At 42.9% G+C, this 17,315-nt stretch carries 12 protein-coding genes, 1 pseudogene and 1 riboswitch; of the genes and pseudogenes, 8 read left to right on the forward strand and 5 right to left on the reverse strand.

All coding sequences use genetic code 11. The features are described 5' to 3' along the window. Window positions 1-187: 187 nt before the first annotated feature. Complete coding sequence (locus FNW02_RS26985) at window positions 188-1,879, forward strand: potassium channel family protein (RefSeq protein ID WP_191760561.1); 1,692 nt, start codon at window positions 188-190, stop codon at window positions 1,877-1,879. Window positions 1,880-1,983: 104 nt separating this feature from the next. Here FNW02_RS26985 and FNW02_RS26990 read toward each other — a convergent pair whose 3' ends face one another. From FNW02_RS26990 to FNW02_RS27005, 3 genes are all read right to left on the reverse strand, one after another. Further along, on the reverse strand, window positions 1,984-2,838 hold the full coding sequence (locus FNW02_RS26990) for a DUF4351 domain-containing protein (protein ID WP_191760562.1): 855 nt from the start codon (window positions 2,836-2,838) through the stop codon (window positions 1,984-1,986). A gap of 828 nt (window positions 2,839-3,666) precedes the next feature. Next, window positions 3,667-4,542: an MBL fold metallo-hydrolase gene (locus FNW02_RS27000; RefSeq protein WP_191760564.1), complete on the reverse strand. Its 876-nt coding sequence runs from the start codon at window positions 4,540-4,542 to the stop codon at window positions 3,667-3,669. 141 nt (window positions 4,543-4,683) lie between these two features. Further along, window positions 4,684-6,783 (reverse strand): potassium channel family protein, encoded by a 2,100-nt coding sequence (locus FNW02_RS27005; protein WP_225225923.1) that lies wholly within the window; start codon window positions 6,781-6,783, stop codon window positions 4,684-4,686. Window positions 6,784-6,884: 101 nt separating this feature from the next. Continuing rightward, a riboswitch (Fluoride riboswitch) is annotated at window positions 6,885-6,959 on the forward strand. Window positions 6,960-7,054: 95 nt separating this feature from the next. Here FNW02_RS27005 and FNW02_RS27010 point away from each other — a divergent pair. The 4 genes from FNW02_RS27010 (at window position 7,055) to FNW02_RS27025 (ending at window position 10,460) form a co-directional block, all read left to right on the forward strand. Next, a complete protein-coding gene (locus tag FNW02_RS27010; RefSeq protein WP_191760565.1) occupies window positions 7,055-8,686 on the forward strand; it encodes a cation:proton antiporter in 1,632 nt (543 codons plus the stop codon). 151 nt (window positions 8,687-8,837) lie between these two features. Beyond that, on the forward strand, window positions 8,838-9,137 hold the full coding sequence (locus FNW02_RS27015) for a 30S ribosomal protein PSRP-3 (RefSeq protein ID WP_045870192.1): 300 nt from the start codon (window positions 8,838-8,840) through the stop codon (window positions 9,135-9,137). A 23-nt stretch (window positions 9,138-9,160) separates the two neighbouring features. Further along, the gene (locus tag FNW02_RS27020) at window positions 9,161-9,397 is read left to right on the forward strand and encodes a hypothetical protein (protein ID WP_191760566.1); all 237 of its coding nucleotides are present in this window, start codon (window positions 9,161-9,163) and stop codon (window positions 9,395-9,397) included. 211 nt (window positions 9,398-9,608) lie between these two features. After that, window positions 9,609-10,460: a DUF4351 domain-containing protein gene (locus FNW02_RS27025; RefSeq protein WP_191760603.1), complete on the forward strand. Its 852-nt coding sequence runs from the start codon at window positions 9,609-9,611 to the stop codon at window positions 10,458-10,460. A gap of 27 nt (window positions 10,461-10,487) precedes the next feature. On the opposite strand, the gene FNW02_RS27030 is transcribed toward FNW02_RS27025, so the two are convergent. Continuing rightward, window positions 10,488-13,013, reverse strand: a complete 2,526-nt coding sequence (locus FNW02_RS27030; protein WP_191760567.1) for an AAA-type ATPase lid domain-containing protein — start codon at window positions 13,011-13,013, stop codon at window positions 10,488-10,490. A 117-nt stretch (window positions 13,014-13,130) separates the two neighbouring features. Between FNW02_RS27030 and FNW02_RS27035 the strand changes: the two genes are divergently transcribed. From FNW02_RS27035 to FNW02_RS27045, 3 genes and pseudogenes are all read left to right on the forward strand, one after another. Then, complete coding sequence (locus FNW02_RS27035) at window positions 13,131-13,766, forward strand: transaldolase family protein (protein ID WP_191760568.1); 636 nt, start codon at window positions 13,131-13,133, stop codon at window positions 13,764-13,766. Between the two features lie 182 nt (window positions 13,767-13,948). Continuing rightward, window positions 13,949-14,580, forward strand: a pseudogene (locus FNW02_RS27040) (Uma2 family endonuclease). Between the two features lie 192 nt (window positions 14,581-14,772). Then, window positions 14,773-16,362: an alkaline phosphatase D family protein gene (locus FNW02_RS27045; RefSeq protein WP_191760569.1), complete on the forward strand. Its 1,590-nt coding sequence runs from the start codon at window positions 14,773-14,775 to the stop codon at window positions 16,360-16,362. 304 nt (window positions 16,363-16,666) lie between these two features. On the opposite strand, the gene FNW02_RS27050 is transcribed toward FNW02_RS27045, so the two are convergent. Beyond that, window positions 16,667-17,305, reverse strand: coding sequence for an antibiotic biosynthesis monooxygenase (locus FNW02_RS27050; protein WP_191760570.1), 639 nt, complete (start codon window positions 17,303-17,305; stop codon window positions 16,667-16,669). Between the last annotated feature and the right edge of the window lie 10 nt (window positions 17,306-17,315).

Raw genomic sequence — 17,315 nt, forward strand, 5'->3', positions numbered from 1 at the left:
GAATATATACTACTTCTATGCTAGACATTTAGCGTTAAATCATAACATTAGGTTTAAGAATTTTGTGAAATTACCATCTCATTTGGATTATCGTGTTTTCAGCTACAGTTATATTCAAGCAAAGTAGGCAATAATATTTATAAATAACTAGAAAGGCAGCCCTTTCTGTAAACAATGCTGCTGTTTCATGAAACCTCGAATTATTGTTTGTGGCTTAGGACGTACTGGATATAAAATTTTTCGTTTGCTGAGACAGCAAGGAGCGTTTGTCGTTGGCATTCATAACAAACCCATTCTTGGCGAAGACACAGGAGACGTGATTGTTGGTGATTTACAAGCAGCTGCTACGCTGAAAGCAGCTGAAATTGAGCAAGCACAGACTTTAGTGATCGCTGGGCCTGATGATGCTGTAAATTTGTCAATTATGATGCAGGCGCGGGTGCTGAATCCCCAAATTCGGATTATCAACCGTTTTTACAATACAAATTTAGGGGAACGCTTAGATCATACTTTACCGGATCATTTGAGTATGAGTGTTGTCGGTTTGGCAGCACCCGTATTTACTTTTGCAGCATTAGGAAACCAAGCGATTGGACAAATCAAGTTATTTAAGCAAACTTGGCCGATTCATGAAGAATACATTGATGAAAATCATCCGTGGAAGGGCCGAAAGCTAAGTGAATTGTGGGAAGACCGATCGCGGATGCTAATTTATTACTTACCAGTGGAAGGTGAGATGAATTTGGTATCTGCGGTGCTAGCGGGACAAGAAATCAAAATAGGCGATCGCTTAATTATTGGCACTCAGCCTTATGTCCGTTCCAAACGCAGATCAATGATTAGAAAACTGCTGAAAGTTATGAGTAATTTTAGGCAGTTTCAACAACATGGGCGATCTGTAGTAGTTGGTGCTATTGTTTTGCTCGCCGTTATTATGGTTGCCACACTCACCTACATGTCTGCTGAACTAAGCTTGTCTGTTGTAGATGCTTTATATTTTTCTGTAGGCATGATAACAGGAGCAGGTGGTAATGACAAAGTTGTAGAAAAAGCTCCCGACAGTATTAAATTATTTACCGTTGTCATGATGCTAGTTGGGGCAGTGGTGATTGGTATTTGGTACGCAATGCTCACCGATTTTGTCCTAGGAAGCCGCTTTAAGCAATTTTGGGATGCTGCTCGCATTCCCCAGCGACATCACTATATTGTCTGTGGCTTAAGTGGCATCGGTTTAAGGATTGTCCAGCAACTCCACGCTAGCGGCAATGAAGTGGTAGTGATTGAAACTGACTCCAATAACAAATATGTCAACACTGCCAGGGGGCTAGGTATTCCAGTAATTCAGGGTGATGCTAGCTTTCGCGCAACACTCAAAGCTAGCAATGTAGACTCTGCCGCCGCAGTGCTTGCGGTTACTAGCAATGATGCCACTAATTTAGAGATTGCCCTCAAGGCTAAAGGACTAACACCTAGCATTCCGGTGATTGTCCATTATGCTGATCCCGATTTTGCTGGTATGGCGCAACAAGTATTTGATTTTGAGGCCGTACTGAGTCCGGCTGAACTAGCCGCTCCAGCTTTTGCGGCAGCTGCACTAGGGGGGCAAATCCTTGGTAATGGGATCACAGCCGATAGTCTTTGGGTGGCTTTTGCTACGGTGATTACCCCGTTACATCCTTTGTATAATCAGCGTGTGAAAGATGTAGCAATGTCTGCTGATTTTGTTCCCTTGTACTTAGAAACGAATTACCAAACCCTTCACGGGTGGGATTTGCTAGAATCCATCCTCAGTGCAGGGGATATCTTATATATGACTATGCCAGCAAATCGGTTATATCAATTGTGGCGTGACGAGCGATCGCAAGTCATGATCAGTTAATTATTTCATTGCTCGCTACTACTTTGTCAACTTATTACACAGGAGATAAGAGTCATTTGTCATTAATTATTCTCTTCCCCTGCTCCCTCACTTTCCCACTCTCCTTATTGATGCACTTGCAACCAAGCTATTAAATCCTCTGTCGTAGAGAAATCTAACAGAGCTTCACTGAGAGCTTCTAGCTGGACACTAGAAAGCTGTTGAATCTGTGCTTGCAACTCTGGAGAAACTGTACCCAGTCGGCGCGTGAGTAGGCGCAGAGCTAGTGTCACCTCTCCTTGTTGAATACCTTGTTGAATACCTAGTTGAATGCCTTGTTGTACACCTTCTTGTAGAATTTCTTGATATAGAGGTGATTCCCGCATAAGCTCCTCCCTGAGAAATTGCCGAACTAAATCTTCTTCAAATTTCAGCCTTGCCAACACTTCCACACATGCAGAAATGTTTCGTTGTTTGTCTGATTCTTTGATCATATCGACCTTTGCAGCTACTTGCTCTAACAAGCCTGCTGAAGAGTCTGTCTGAGCTAGAACTGCTAGAGGTAGCAGTCCCGGATTTGTCAATAACAGAGATGGGTCTTGTTCCCAGATTCGTACAACGCGGTAAGAGTGGAAAGTTTTATCCACAGCAAACTGGTTAATGTAAACCGCCTCCGAGGTGGTTTCCTTCAAGAAAATAACCACCTGTTCAATGGAACAATTATACTTACGGTAAAGCCTGACCCAATAATCCAACATCCGCAAAGGTAGAGTTGGTTTGGAAGTAGGTACAGTTTGAAATTCTAAGTGGAGAATCTGATTACAGTCTGGCAGCAAGTAAAGGGCATCAGAGCGGATAGGTTCAAGGTTAAGTTCAGTGGGTAATGGCTGAATTGCCGTGATATCGCCATCAAGTAGCCAATTTACAAACGCGTCTGGGTACTCAACTGCCAGATAGCGACAGATGTTGTCGTAAGCCAAGAGGATGAAACAATAGGATGGACTATACAATTTTAGGGATTGTATGTCTACTATGGCGTATACGCAAAGCGAGTTGTAGTTAGAAATCGCTAGCACTAAAACAATTTTAGAACTTACGCACTGAATCCTGAAACCTAGATCCCCCCTAGCCCACGCCAGTCGCTCATGGGGAGCCACCCCCTTGCGGAGGTTCCCGACGCTCGTTCGCGCAGCGTGTCGCAGACAAGACTCGCTAACGCTGCGCTATCCGTTGTGGGGAGTGGCGTGGAAACCCCCTTGGCGCTAGCCTCTCCCTTTGGGAGAAGACCGCGCTGGCTCCCCTTAAAAAGGCTACGGTGTACACACATCTCTGTACCAAACCAAAATCGTGTAGATCCTCCTAAATCCTCCTTAAAAAGGAGGACTTTGAGAAGTTTTTGCCCCCCTTTTGAAGGGGGGTTGGGGGGATCAAAAGCTTGTGAGGCCACTCTCAAAGACTTGTGTGTACACCGTAGCCTTAAAAAGAGGGGAACTTCTAAAGCCCCCTTTTTAAGGGGGTTGGGGGATCTGAGTGCGTAAGTCCTGAATTTATGTGGTCAGTGCTAAAAAAAATTCCTTAATTAGCACTTCGTAAATTAAATAATCACAGTAATTTAACTTAAAAGTACTTCAATTTTAGTTCTGAGCTTGGATGATGGAGTTCTAATCTCGGAGTTCCGAGTTCTGAGCTTGGATGATGGAGTTCTAATGTGGCGATTCTACGTTTTGAGCTTGAATGATCAAGTGCGATCGCAAAGTTTAGATGAAACTTTGACACTATACTCAATAGCAATTCCCAACAGCAGTAATTTACTCTAAAGATTCCATCAACTCAATACACTTGCCCATCTGCTGGCGCATGGTATCAGTATCAGCATGAAATCTCCGTCCATGGCCCGGTAGTACCCACTCAAAAGAGTAATTAGCCAATTGACGCATTGATTTAATCTGTTCTGACCAAGAATACCAACAAACATCGTAAAATGCGGCCAACTGATGATATCTTTCTGACCAAGCGAGATGGTCGCCAGTGAAGAGAAACTTGTTTTTGTAGAGTAAAACAGTATGTCCTTTAGTGTGACCGGGAACTGGGATAATCAATAAATCTGGAGTCAAGTTAAATGTTTGAGAACCAGTTAGCTGAATTTCTACATTGCGAGTACCCGCCGAAATTTCATCAGTGTGGAGAATGCGATCGCACTGAAAATGCTCAGCAAATTTTTGATGATCTGCTATATCATCCCTATGAGTTAGATACATATAACGAATTCCCCCCATCTGTTCTAGACGCTTGACCAAAGGCGGCGTAAACCGGGGAGAATCTACCAAAATATTACCTTCTGGTAGTTGAATTAAATAGCTAGCAGCACCGTAGGATTTTTCGGAATGATAGCCGCAGTGGTAAACATTTTCCTCTACTAAAATTGGGAAACTCTGCTGAGCGACTTTGATATCTTGCGGGTTTTCAACTGTACCAATGGAACTGGTAGGACAAGATAACAGTGCTTCTAGCGCCACTAATCTTTCTGCTTCATTTTTTGGTTGGTGATAAACTACTGACTGTTCATCAACACGAGAAAATACTTCAGAAGCCATCCAGCGACAGGTATCACAATCAATACAGGTTGTATCTACATAAAAATCGCCGTTGACATTTTGGGTATGACGTTGATTTAAATGTGCCATATTAATCCTCTAGTTTTCAGTCACTTATCAGGGAGTGATTAAACCTCATATCACTACGCTAGCAAAAATGACTTCAGACGGTTGTGTCGGAAAAATAGGTCAATTGCTTGTTCTTAGATGATTGCTGCAATAGAACCGAATTTACTCTGTATCTTGAGCAAATGGTTTTAAGTGGGCTGTAACTCTTAATTTACTGAGCCTTCGCACTAAGTACAAAGCTTGTTGTTTATATAGTGCTATTGGTAGCTGTCCAGGCAAGTTATTCATCAACTTTCTAGCTGTGCTCATCTTACATCCTGAAATTAAACTTATTTCATTTGCGCCGTCAAAAATAGCATCTTGAGCTAAAACTTTTTCCACTTGTACTTGCCAAGTTCGGGGAAAAATTTCGCCTCGCTCAATCCGCTGGAGACTATTACTATTAGCCAGAACAATCAGGCGATCGCCAACAGCAAGCCGCGTATGATCAGTAGGCATTAACTTAACAGGCGATCGCTTAGATTTTTGGTATAGAATCGGCACAACACCATAACCATAGGCGACTTCAGCTAAGAGTAATTCATTTAGTGTATCTCCAGCTTCAATCATGTACTCCACTACCAAAATAGTTTTAGTATCAAAGTGAAAGACGCTGAGAATATTTTCTCCAAAAGCAGCAGCGGCAAAGACTTCTGCTGAAATAGCAGAAGTACAAAGAACTTGAGCATAGGGAAACAATCGTGCTACGTTATCACTAAAGTATCGGTCGTAAGTACGAATAACCACATGAGTAGTAGGACTTTGAACATGAGCCATCAAAGCTATTTCTAGATTCTCCATGTCATCGTCTGTAACTACAACAATACTTTTAGTATTAGCGAGATTTACCTTACCTAAAGCATCAGAAATATTACCAATAATCAGTGGAATTTTATTTATAAAATCGGCGTTAACTGCTGTACTACTAATACCTACCAAAGGTTGCTTGAGTTCTTGTAACAAAGCCGCAACTCGTTGACCAACTCTATTTAACCCAATCAGTACAACATAATTATTTTTGGGCATCAATGGCTGATAATTATTGAAAAATTGGAATCTTGAGCTTAACAAAGCATTCGTTAGCAATGCATATAAAACTCCTACAAAACCTATACCAATCACCGTTAATCCTAGACTAAATAATCGTAACCACCCTGGCATACGTTCAGCTAGCTCTGGTGGTGTTTTAAAATTAATCCCACCAAATAAATCACCATATCCTCCCAAAAGCAACATCGCAGTACCATAAAATGCTTCTACTATATTAGTGTCAGGATAATTTAAGCTATAAATAACTGTTCCAAAACACCAGAGAAAAAAGACTGTAATACCACAGATAATTGCTACTCGCAAACTCTGATAACGATCTGATGTTTGCCAAAGATATGCTATTTTCTGTTTTAAATTTTTGTATACTCTGCCTAATACAATCTCTTGCCATAACTGCTGCAAATTGTATTTAGGTTGATTATTAAGTTGTTTGGCTTTAAGCTGCTCTGTAACTTCAAGATATATAACAATATCCCCTGGCTGTAATCTAGCTTCTGGTTCCCACTGATGAAATTCTTGAGGCAAGTAAGATGGATTATTAGTGTGATTTAATACCCTACGATATAAAGTGTTCATCTCACATACACGCCATTTATTGCTCCATTGATCACTCGCTTTAATCTGATGCTTTACCACCCGAAGTTGATGTCCTTCAAGTTGAAAGCATCCGAGATTTTCATCTCCAAGGGCTGCAATAGCAAAGCCAGAAGCAGAAATTTGATTCGGCTCAAAGGCAATAAAATTGCCAAGATTCTGACTTAAAAGCTCATTAAGATTTTGTTTATCAGAACGGACAACAAGACGAACTTGGGGATTTAAAAGCCTTGCTGCAAAGGCAGCTTCTATATTCACCCGTTCATTACCAGTGACTAAAAGTATAGTTCGGCACTGACTAATATTGGCTTGTTCTAAAATACTGGTCTGACGGCAATCACCAATTAGTAACTGTTCTAATAAATCTAATAAATTTGGTACCTGCCAGTTTTTGGGTTCTTCTTGATCAATAGCATTGACAACAGCACCATATTCTTTCAAGATGGCAACACAATGCTGACCCAAACTTCCTAGCCCACAAACTAAAAACTGATCTAGTTTTGTCTGAGAATCTTTAACAGGCTGGTAATTACTTTCTGATGATGGCAGCATACAATAAATACCGCCAATGGTATACATTATTTACCTAATATTATTTATATCGTACATTTTGATAGGCTTTTTACCCGCCAATACCAGAGATATCAATCAACAGCAAAAATGGTATTGTTGAATTAAAGACGATTAATGGCGATGGAGCTCGCCAAAACCGCTATCCCAGTCTGATCTGGGAAGCTGATGGCTCCTACTTTCCTGAGTTACAGCGGGAGAGTAGGGCTTGGCTCAAAGCATCACCTAACTCCCCTGTAGAAAGTATCTGTCTACAAATTGCACTTCCAGGAGTTATGGGATGTTAGCCAGTGTGTTATGGATTTTGATGATGGGCTTTTTTGTGGGTCAACTTGCCCGTCGTTTGGGTGCTCCGCCTTTAATTGGCATGATTTTAGTCGGGATTATTCTTGGCCCGCAAGTGCGTAATGTCATTAGTCAGGATGTGCTGGGTGCTGCTGATGAATTAAGAACTTTGGCAGTGATGATTATCTTGATGAAAGCTGGACTAGGGCTAGATTGGGAAAAACTGGCTCAGCAGGGAACTGTGGCCCTGCGCTTGGGATTTTTGCCAGCGACAACAGAAGCGATCGCAATTGCGATCGCTTCTATGCTAATTTTCCATTTAAACTTTCCCACTGCATTGCTCTTAGGCTGCGTAATTGGCGCTGAATCTCCCGCTGTCATCGTCCCTGGAATGCTCAGACTTAAAAGTTTAGGCTGGGGTGTCACAAAAGGTATTCCTGATGCAATTTTAACTGGGAGTGCTTTATCTGATGTTTTGCTATTGCTAGTTTTCAGCCTCTTGCTGAGTTTCTTGAGTGACGGAGGTATTGAGCAGATTTCTCTACCTGGGGGATTTACTTTAACTGCTCTACAATTACTTCCGTTACAAATTATTATGCAAATTTTGTTGGGAGTTTTGTTTGGCTATTTAGCAGCCCGTTTGCTCGTTTTGCTATTAACAAAACAAAACTGGACGCAGAATGCAGTTCAAGATACTGTGATTGCCGCAGGTTTGGCTTTATTGCTAGTAATTGTGGCTCACACTGTACCTTACTTTTCTGGTTATTTAGCAGCAATGGCTATGGGGTTTTTCTTAATTGAATTAGATGCTCCTTTAGCTCGAAGATTGCGTGTTGGATTTGACAGTTTATGGATAGTAGCTGAGATTTTTTTATTTGTCTTATTAGGAGCAACTATTCAACTACAAGTATTGGAGAAAATTCTGTTACCTGGCATTTTAATTCTGGCGATTGGTTTATTTATCGGTCGAATGGTTGGCTGGTATCTTTCGACTCTGGGTAGTAATTGGAATTGGCGCGAAAGACTATTTTTGTTACCAGGAAACTCTGCTAAAGCTACAGTCCAAGCTGCCATTGGTGCAATTCCCCTCTCCCAAGGTATTGCAGGAGGAGAGATAATTTTAGCGATCGCAGCTTTATCAATTTTAATCACTGCACCTTTAGGGGCTTGGGCAACTATGACTTTTGCTCCTAAATTGCTTACAAAAGGAGAAGTTGACCCCACCAAAGTCACGGTTGCTGCTCGTACATTATTGCTAGCAGCAGTGGATACATCTATGGCGACAGAAATTTTAACCAAAGTTGCAGATTTGGCACGACGCAGTAATGGCGAAGTGATTGTTTTGCATGTAATTAATACCTCGAACCAGCAAGCTGTAGAACAAATAAACGAACAAGCTAAACGGTTGCTGGCTGATATCAGATATGAGTTTTTAACTACGACTGGCGCTGTTCCAGAGGAGATTATTCGCATTGCTCAGGAGCATTATGCCACTGCGATCGTTATGGGAAAACGGGGACATCAACCTTGGGAACAAGTACTGATTGGCTCAGTATCACAAGCGGTCTTAGAAACCAGTCCAATACCTGTAATCTTGCTGGAAAACCGTGAGCCTAAGTCAGTTTAAATCAGCTGCTCTTGAACCTATTGATTAATAGTTCCCATTACCCCATACCCAATGCCCATCCAATTACTGTTTAGTCATTTGGTAAGGTATTGCGTTAAAATAAGCGATCGCTATCCTAGTAAGTAATGCCCGGAAATTCCCGGAGGTGTGATTGACCAAGTTTATTTTGAAAATTCTGTGGTTAGACGAAAACGTCGCCTTAGCAGTCGATCAAGTAGTGGGCAAAGGCACAAGTCCTTTGACTAAATACTTTTTCTGGCCGAGAAATGATGCCTGGGAAGAATTAAAGAAGGAACTCGAATCCAAACACTGGATTAGTGACCTAGATCGCGTCGAGTTACTCAACAAAGCGACAGAAGTGATTAACTACTGGCAAGAAGAAGGCAGAAACCGCCCGATGGCGGAAGCTCAGTTGAAATTTCCGGAAGTTGCCTTTACAGGTAGCGCGTAATCTCACCAAAACATTACTGAGCAATGATTCAGCAATGCTCAGTTACGTTTCCCCCTTGGCGTCTCACGCCACTTGCTACCCTTCTTTTATGGTCGCCGCTACGCGTTGGCATTAGCGTTGGCGTAGCCTCTCGTAGAGAAGCGGTAGCGAGTTATCGAGCGTCAGCCTCTCGTAAAGAAGGCAAAAGACCGCAGTGGCTACCCTTGGAAGAAGTTCAGTTCGACGGTACTCCTTCCCTACGGGACGCTCCACGAACGTAGAACCCGTAGGTAGCCGCCGCACCCTGTGGGTTCTATTTATTTTTGAGCGAGATTTCGGTAGACGCCATACTTGGGCTGTGATAAAAATCTGAGTTATTACCAAGAAAGCCGAGGGCGTAATACTGAGTTTATTCGACCGAGTGTGCGATCGCATCCTCAGACGACTGCACGAGATAATAACAATGCCTCGTTCAATTGTTGCCGACCATCAATGTCCTTTGATAATCTCTGCAAACTACTGTCCGAAAAATATCCAGAAAGCTTTGCTAGTTGGGTTTTGGACTCACCACAAACAACCGTCAAAGTCCTCAAAACCGAATTGAGCATTGAACCTATTCGCGCTGATTATGTGACGTTCTTACAGCTACAAGGACGCATTCTTCACCTAGAATTTCAAACCAAACTAGAATCCACACCACCTCTACCCTTGCGAATGCTAGATTACTGGGTACGCTTGTATCGTTTATATCGTCTACCAGTAACCCAAGTTGTCGTATTATTGCTTCCCCCCGCACCAGAAACAGTAATTGAAACTGCCTTTACAGTCGAAACAACTCGTCATGAATATCGCGTAATTCCCATGTGGGAACAAAATCCCGAACCATTTCTTAATGACCCAGCTTTGTTACCCTTAGCAACACTGGCAGCAACCACGCAACCTCAAGCCTTGTTGCAACGAGTTGTGGGAAAAGTTAATCAACTTGAGCCAAAACAACGACCAGAAATTTCCAGTTACACCCAAATCTTAGCGGGGTTAAAATACAATAAAGACTTGATTCGACAACTATTTCGGGAGGGCATGATGCGCGAGTCAGTGATTTATCAAGAAATTCTTGCTGAAGGGGAACAACGCGGAGAACAACGAGGACGGCAAGAAGGACGAAAAGCAGAAGGGCAATTGCTTATTCTCCGACAGCTAACTCGACGGGTGGGAGAATTACCTCAAGAGGTGCGATCGCGCATTGAAACTCTTTCCTTGGAACAATTAGAAAATCTCGGTGAGGCATTGTTAGATTTTCAGGCGATCGCAGATTTAGAAGCGTGGTTTAGTACATTAGAGTAGCAATGTTCTTCTAGTGAAAAAAGAATATTACAACACAATAATTGCCCACATACTAGCTCCTAGTCCAATAGTTGCTAAATGTTGCCAAAGGAGCGATCGCAGTGGTTGTCTTGCAATCTTTTGCGTTAATAATATTGTCAATAATACTGAGAAAATCAGGGTTGAACCTTGCAGAAAGCCAATTACAGCGGGGTGTGCTACTAATATTGGCAATTGTTCACCATTCAAACCAAAAGTAGCAAAAGTCACAGGCAAAATCCGTCCGCCTTCACCCAAGCCCAAACGTAGATAATGAGCCAAGTTTCCCCCTAAAACTAATGGTAGATAGCCATAAGCAAGTTCTACAAATGGTCGAGGCTTACGTTGAAAATTAAACAGTTTGATCAAGCCATAAGCTGCAAAAGTGGCTGCTGCTGGGATAATTAACACTAGCAGCGACAATCCCAAGTGCTGCCAAAACTGAGTTAAATCCAGTTGTAAGCCCAACCACGATTGCAACTCTGGCAAACGATGCAGATATACACCACCCAATAGCAAAAACAATAATGCTACTTCATAGGTACGGGGTACATGAGTCGTCCACAGTTCAATACCAGGAGGACGTAAATTGAACTCGACAGAACGATGGGGACAAGCTTTCAAACAAGTCATACATAGCACGCAATCTCTGTTATCTTCCAACTGTGCTGGGTGAGAGTACAAGGGACATCCATTTGTTTCCATCCCTTCACCCTTTTGCGGCCCACCTTTATAGCACTGGTAAGTGGTGCAAGTTGCAGAACAGATGCCTTGCTGTGCCCGAAGTTCGGTCATTGAAAGTTTGGCAAATAAACCATTCATCCCGCCAATGGGGCAAAGATAGCGACACCAAAACCGCCGCTCAAAAATGGCAGAGAAAATCATTGCCCCAGCGGTAATTAATAACAGCAAACAAGCAGAAAGGTAGGCAGTATTTTCTAATTTCCAGAGTTCTTCCCATAAGAAAATTAAGGTAAACAGCCCAAACATAAACCATCCGCCCCATTTTTCAGCTTGTTGTCTGGGCCAGCGCTTGAGTTGTCTAGGAAAGAACCATAAAGATAGCTTTTGGGTAATTTCGCCGTAAATCATGAAGGGACAAACAGAACACCACACACGGCCCAAAAAGGGAAAGAGAAACAGGAAGAAAGGCCACCACCAAGCCCAAAATAGATTTAAAACAAAATTGCGATCGCGTGTTTGAGGCCCAACAAATAACACCGCAACGATGATCGCAAAAGCAGCTGCGGTAAAACCATAATTAATGCGATCGGGCCACCACGGACTACGTAGAAACTTCCGTAAACCAGGATAGGCATTTAAAAGATTCACCCGAAACCGTTTTTTCTTAACTTCGGCTGGCCAGAAGATTTCTTCTGTTAATTCACTTGCTTCTCCCGCTTGGACTATTGCCCGTTCTACCAGATTTTTTAATTCCTTAAGATTGCCAGGAAAATCATAAGACTGTAAGCGGCGTAAAGCTTCTGGGGTAATGTGCGGTTTAGGAATGCCTCTAGCCTGTGTGTAGAGACTAATATAATATTCCACCTGGATTTTAATATCAGCTTTGCGTACCCGTAGCGGCGGTACTTTAATAATATGACCAACACAGCGTTCAATTCTTGATTGACTTTTTTCTGAAACAATCAGAATACGTGCTCTGCTGGGGCGAGGTTGGGCGGTTGGTTCTCCGGGACGAGTAACGGGAGTGTATGTACCCGTTTTTAGCAACTGCGTCACAGCAGGTAATAACTCACTTGGCAATTCTTGGATGTTATTAAAAACTAGAGTGCCTTCCCCCAGCCACTCCAACAGTCCTGGTTTGCCGCCAAAACGACCGAATAAATCTGCACCGCTAGTTTGGAGAATCCCACAATTAACTTTAATAATTGGTTCTCGCCTTTTTGGAGAACCAAAGTGGATGAGAGCAGCTATATTATCTTTTTCTAGTCCTGGTTCCCCAAAGATATCCACTGACTTGCGGTCAGCAGCAGCTTCTCTAATTTGCTCCCGTAGACGTACAGCATAGCGACTTGTACCCACGATTCCCCGTTGTGCTTTGGTAACTAAATATGGTCGTAAAGCAAGGGAGCGTTCTTGTTCATAGCTCAGAGCAGATGTTACCTGAGCCAATTCTTGAGCTAATTGGCGGGAAAAAGCCTGATTAATTTCAGGGTATTGGGTAGCAAAAGCGCGAAATTTAGTAGCAGGTACAACCCATAAATGACACTCTGTTAGGGCGGTAATTTTAAATGGAGTTACTTCATCCAACAGCAATTCTTTGAGGTGAATCACTGCTCCGGGGAGGAATCCACAAGCTAAAGCTGGGTTGGTTTGATTGGTGCTACTGCTTTCAAGCTGACCTTCGATGAGAATATAAAGCGCTTCTGGAGGAGTGCCTTCACTAACTAGGTTAGTTTGGGCTGGTACAACTTGTTCTTCAATGACTTCGGCGATCGCATTCAACACTACAGGTGAGAGAATTCCTAAAGTCGAGCGCTCTTGTAGCCAGATAACCGTTTCTGGAGATGTCATATTGGGTTCTCCGCGCAGGCTGTTGTATAAAAGGAATTATCCTTTGAAAGCTACGTTAAAAGATCTGCGTGCTGGCTATTGTACATTAATGCCGGGGAATTTACTGGAGGGAAAATTATGGCAATTTATCTAGACTCTGCGATCGCATCTGATGCTGAAACTGTTAAGCTTTGGGGCTGGGTAAAGGGCATTACAACCAATCCCACGCTTTTGGCTCAAAGTGATACCCCGCCAGAAACTACGCTCAAAAAATTAGTTAACTTGACGAATGGGCCGTTATACTATCAACTTATGGCATCTAATAAAGATGAGATGCTAGCTGAAGGTAGGAAAGCTTTTGAAATTATTGGTTCGCAAACAATATTAAAGATTCCCGCAACACCCGTAGGGTTTGAAGTAGTGGCAAGTCTATCGCCAGAAATTACTTGTTCGGTGACAGCGATATACAGTGCAGCACAAGCAGCGGTAGCACGGGAGGCGGGAGCTAAGATTGCCATAGCTTATGTAAATCGCGCTACCCGATTGTTAGGTGATGGTATTGCTTTGGTGCGAGATATGGCTAGTGTACTTAAAGGTAGTGACACAGAAATTCTGGCAGCTAGTATCAAATCTCCGCAAGAAGCAGCAGAATCGCTACAAGCTGGAGCGGATCATTTAACTTTACCTTTGGCAATGTTGCAGGCGATCGCAACTCATGAATTATCACAAAAAACTGTTGAAGAATTCGCAAAAGGAGGCATTGGATTAAAATAATTCGTAATACTCGCGCCAGGCGCGAGAAGCTACGTAATTCGTAATTAAATATGAGTTTGTCTGATGTGCCTAATCTCTGGGTTCCCTTGGCGCTTTTGGGTTTAATTATTTTGGCTGCTGTATTTTTTAGTCGCGGCAACTGATTTTTAAAGTATTACGGTGGAGGTGGAGGCACTAATTTTATGTTTGCTGTTGTCACACCAGATACAATTCATTTACCTCCAGGAGCGGTAGTACGCTTACCCGGAAGTTGGCAAGACTATCAAGCACTGAATGAACAACTACGCGATCGCTCATCTCCTCGCATCAAGTATCGAGATAGAGAAATTCTTTTGATGGCACTGCTCCTAGAACATGGACGTAAAGTAAGTGTAATTGCAGATGTGGTCAAAGTTTTGCTCGATCATTTGGACAGGAATACGAAGCATTTACCCCAATTACAATGGAACTACCACAGGCAAGTGGTATTGAACCAGACTACTGTTTTTATATTGAAAACTGGAAGGCGATCGCAGGTAAAAATCGCATCAATTGGAGCGTTGATCCATCACCTGATTTAGTAGTAGAGATAGACATAACAAGCTATACGGATGTGAATGATTATTTACCCTATCGAGTACCAGAAGTATGGTTGTGGAGACAGCTGATGATTTATAGATTGCAGGGCGATCGCTACACTATTGAAACTAGGAGCTGCTATTTCCCGAATATTAATGTGTCAGAGGTAGTCACAGAATGTTTGCAAATTGACTACGAGCGTAATACTAGCGCAGCCATTCGAGAATTACGACGCAAATTAGCAACCGAGAATTAAATCTCTAGCGATCGCTTCAACATGACGAGAAATGTTAGGATAGGCTGCTAAAAGCCTATTTCAGAAGATATTTGCTATTATTCTCCTCTTAATAACCTCTTAAGCCTTAATTAAGCATAGCCAGTCATATTAACGGCTAGTTGGCGATTGTCCAGCTTTTCGTTACCTTTTTATACTTTAAAAAGGATTTTTATGGAACGTTTTTATTCTGAACACTGGCTATCTACTAAAGCAAAGCGGCGGCGTTTTCTGATGGGCGCTGGAGTAATGAGCGCAAGTGCGATCGCTAGCCTCTGGACTCATAAAGTTATAGCAAAATCAAGATTTTCTGCTTATCCTTTTAGTCTTGGTGTCGCTTCTGGTGATCCCTTACAAGATAGTGTCATACTCTGGACGCGGCTGGCTCCAGATCCATTAAATGGTGGTGGAATGCCACCATTTAATGTACCAGTGCATTGGCAAGTTGCTTTAGACGAAAACATGAAAAAAGTTGTGCTACGAGGCGTAGCACTGGCAACCCCTGAATTTGCACACTCTGTTCATGTAGATGTACGAGGATTGCAACCTAACCGTTGGTATTGGTATCAGTTTAGAGTAGGTAATGAACTTAGCCCCATCGGTCGCACCCGTACCGCCCCAACCCCTGGTACTTGGCTCAATCAGCTTAATTTTGCTTTTGTCACTTGCCAAAAATGGGAGGATGGCTACTACTCTGCCTACCGCCACTTAGCTGAAGAAGATTTGGATTTAGTCTTTCACCTAGGCGACTACATCTACGAATATGGTATTCCTGCCCAAGGTGGTGTACGCAACGTATCTTTGCCTAAGCAGTATGAGGAAGAGACAAAAACTCTTGAGCAATACCGTCTTCGGTACGCTCTATACAAAACCGATCCGGATCTCCAAAAGGCTCATGCTTTATTCCCCTTTGTAGTCACTTGGGATGACCATGAAGTAGACAACGACTACACTGACGAGATATCAGAAAATAATGATCCTGTTGAACAGTTCTTCCGCAGACGTACAGCCGCCTATCAGGCTTACTACGAACACCTACCGCTACGCCAGTTTTCCTTGCCACAGGGCGCAGATATGCACCTCTATCGTCGCCTAACCTTCGGTGATTTAGCAGAATTCAGCGTACTCGACACGCGCCAATACCGCAATGATCAGCCGTGCGGTGACGGTGAAACACCTCGTTGTTCAGCAGCACTAGATCCGTTGAAGACCATGCTTGGCACTCAGCAGGAACGCTGGCTACTTGATGGTCTTGACCGCTCCCAAGCACGCTGGAACATACTTGCCCAACAGGTGTTGATGGCGGAACTAGATCACAAGCTTGGTGCAGGCGAGATTTTTTGGAACGACTCTTGGGACGGATACCCCCTTGCACGTAACCGCATCTTGAGTCACATCGCCAACCGGAAGATCGCTAACCCAGTTGTAATCACTGGCGATTGGCACTCTACATTCGTTAACAACCTGAAGCTAGACTTTAAAGATTCTAATCCAACCATCGCCGCAGAGTTTGTAACTCCCTCACTTACTAGCAATGGTGATGCGGAAGTCTACGGCCCCTACTACGGCCCAATGATTCCAGAGAACCCGCATATTAAGTTCTTTGACGGCGATCGCCGCGGCTACTTTCGGGTAAACCTCAACCACGAACGTTGGCAAACTGATTTACGTATTGTCACAACCGTGAGTCGTCCAGATGCGTCTATATACAATCTGGCTTCTTTCGTCGTTGAAAATGGTCGTCCAGGCGTTCAGGATGCATAAGATGTTCTGCCTTGAAAATAGGGACTGGGGACTGGGGACTGGGGACTGGGGAAACAAATAACTATTGTCTCTTGACCCTTGACCCTTGACCTTGACTCTGACTTTTGCAAGAAGTCTGATGTTCTGAACGAAACATAGTCCAGTGTATAGCGTAGGAGTATTAAAACGCTTTTAGTGAACCTTCAACAGACACTTTAAGGATTTATACCAAAGACTCCACTATCTGCGATGACATGGGCGATCGCAAGCAAACCATATATCAACAAATCTGCGTTGATTGAACCGGATTGTGGTAATTAGTGAATTAATCAGCAGGTTCAGTAAATACAACCTCGTAGAGATGAAATTCGTTTTCTGCCAGACCTTGCCAATATTCACCTAAAGATGCATACTTTGGATCTTTCAATAGTTTCTCAAAATCTGCAAAGCTGCGCCACTGACCATAATTTACATTGTGTACGCCATCCAACGAACGGTGAAAATTACCTGATAGAAGTCCTGGATTTTGCAATCCAACAGGTAGGTATTCTCTTTCCAATTCCACTAAGCGTTGCTGATTTTCTGGCTTTACCCGAAATTCTGCAAGGTGAATCTTATCACCTTTGGTAATTTTGAGTGTGGCGTCATCTGGTAAGGAAACGACAACTTCGTAGATATGCGACTCGTGGATTTGGAACTGGAAAACCTTTGCTCCTAGTTTTTGAGTTTCCGAATTATTCACAAATGCTTGATAGTCTTCCAAGGTTTTCCACTGAGCATAGTTCATCACCCGCACACCATCTATACTTTTGTGGATGCTGGATGAGACGAAGCCTGCTTGATGTTTTACCCCTGTTTCCAGAAATTCTACAATGGTATCAACTAGTTCGTGCTGACGTTCAGGTTCAACTGCAAAGATAATTATGACAGTAATTACATCATTATTCTTGGCAATAGTAGGCATTTTGATACCT

Origin of the sequence: Komarekiella delphini-convector SJRDD-AB1 (genome assembly GCF_014831675.1) — a bacterium.
GTDB lineage: Bacteria > Cyanobacteriota > Cyanobacteriia > Cyanobacteriales > Nostocaceae > Komarekiella.

What these genes read in the sequence shown, in the direction of transcription:
- FNW02_RS26985 (WP_191760561.1), top strand. Translation starts at nt 188, where the DNA reads ATGAAACCTCGAATTATTGTTTGTGGCTTAGGACGTACTGGATATAAA.
- FNW02_RS27000 (WP_191760564.1), bottom strand. Translation starts at nt 4,542, where the DNA reads ATGGCACATTTAAATCAACGTCATACCCAAAATGTCAACGGCGATTTT.
- FNW02_RS27005 (WP_225225923.1), bottom strand. Translation starts at nt 6,783, where the DNA reads ATGTATACCATTGGCGGTATTTATTGTATGCTGCCATCATCAGAAAGT.
- FNW02_RS27010 (WP_191760565.1), top strand. Translation starts at nt 7,055, where the DNA reads ATGTTAGCCAGTGTGTTATGGATTTTGATGATGGGCTTTTTTGTGGGT.
- FNW02_RS27020 (WP_191760566.1), top strand. Translation starts at nt 9,161, where the DNA reads ATGATTCAGCAATGCTCAGTTACGTTTCCCCCTTGGCGTCTCACGCCA.
- FNW02_RS27025 (WP_191760603.1), top strand. Translation starts at nt 9,609, where the DNA reads ATGTCCTTTGATAATCTCTGCAAACTACTGTCCGAAAAATATCCAGAA.
- FNW02_RS27030 (WP_191760567.1), bottom strand. Translation starts at nt 13,013, where the DNA reads ATGACATCTCCAGAAACGGTTATCTGGCTACAAGAGCGCTCGACTTTA.
- FNW02_RS27035 (WP_191760568.1), top strand. Translation starts at nt 13,131, where the DNA reads ATGGCAATTTATCTAGACTCTGCGATCGCATCTGATGCTGAAACTGTT.
- FNW02_RS27045 (WP_191760569.1), top strand. Translation starts at nt 14,773, where the DNA reads ATGGAACGTTTTTATTCTGAACACTGGCTATCTACTAAAGCAAAGCGG.
- FNW02_RS27050 (WP_191760570.1), bottom strand. Translation starts at nt 17,305, where the DNA reads ATGCCTACTATTGCCAAGAATAATGATGTAATTACTGTCATAATTATC.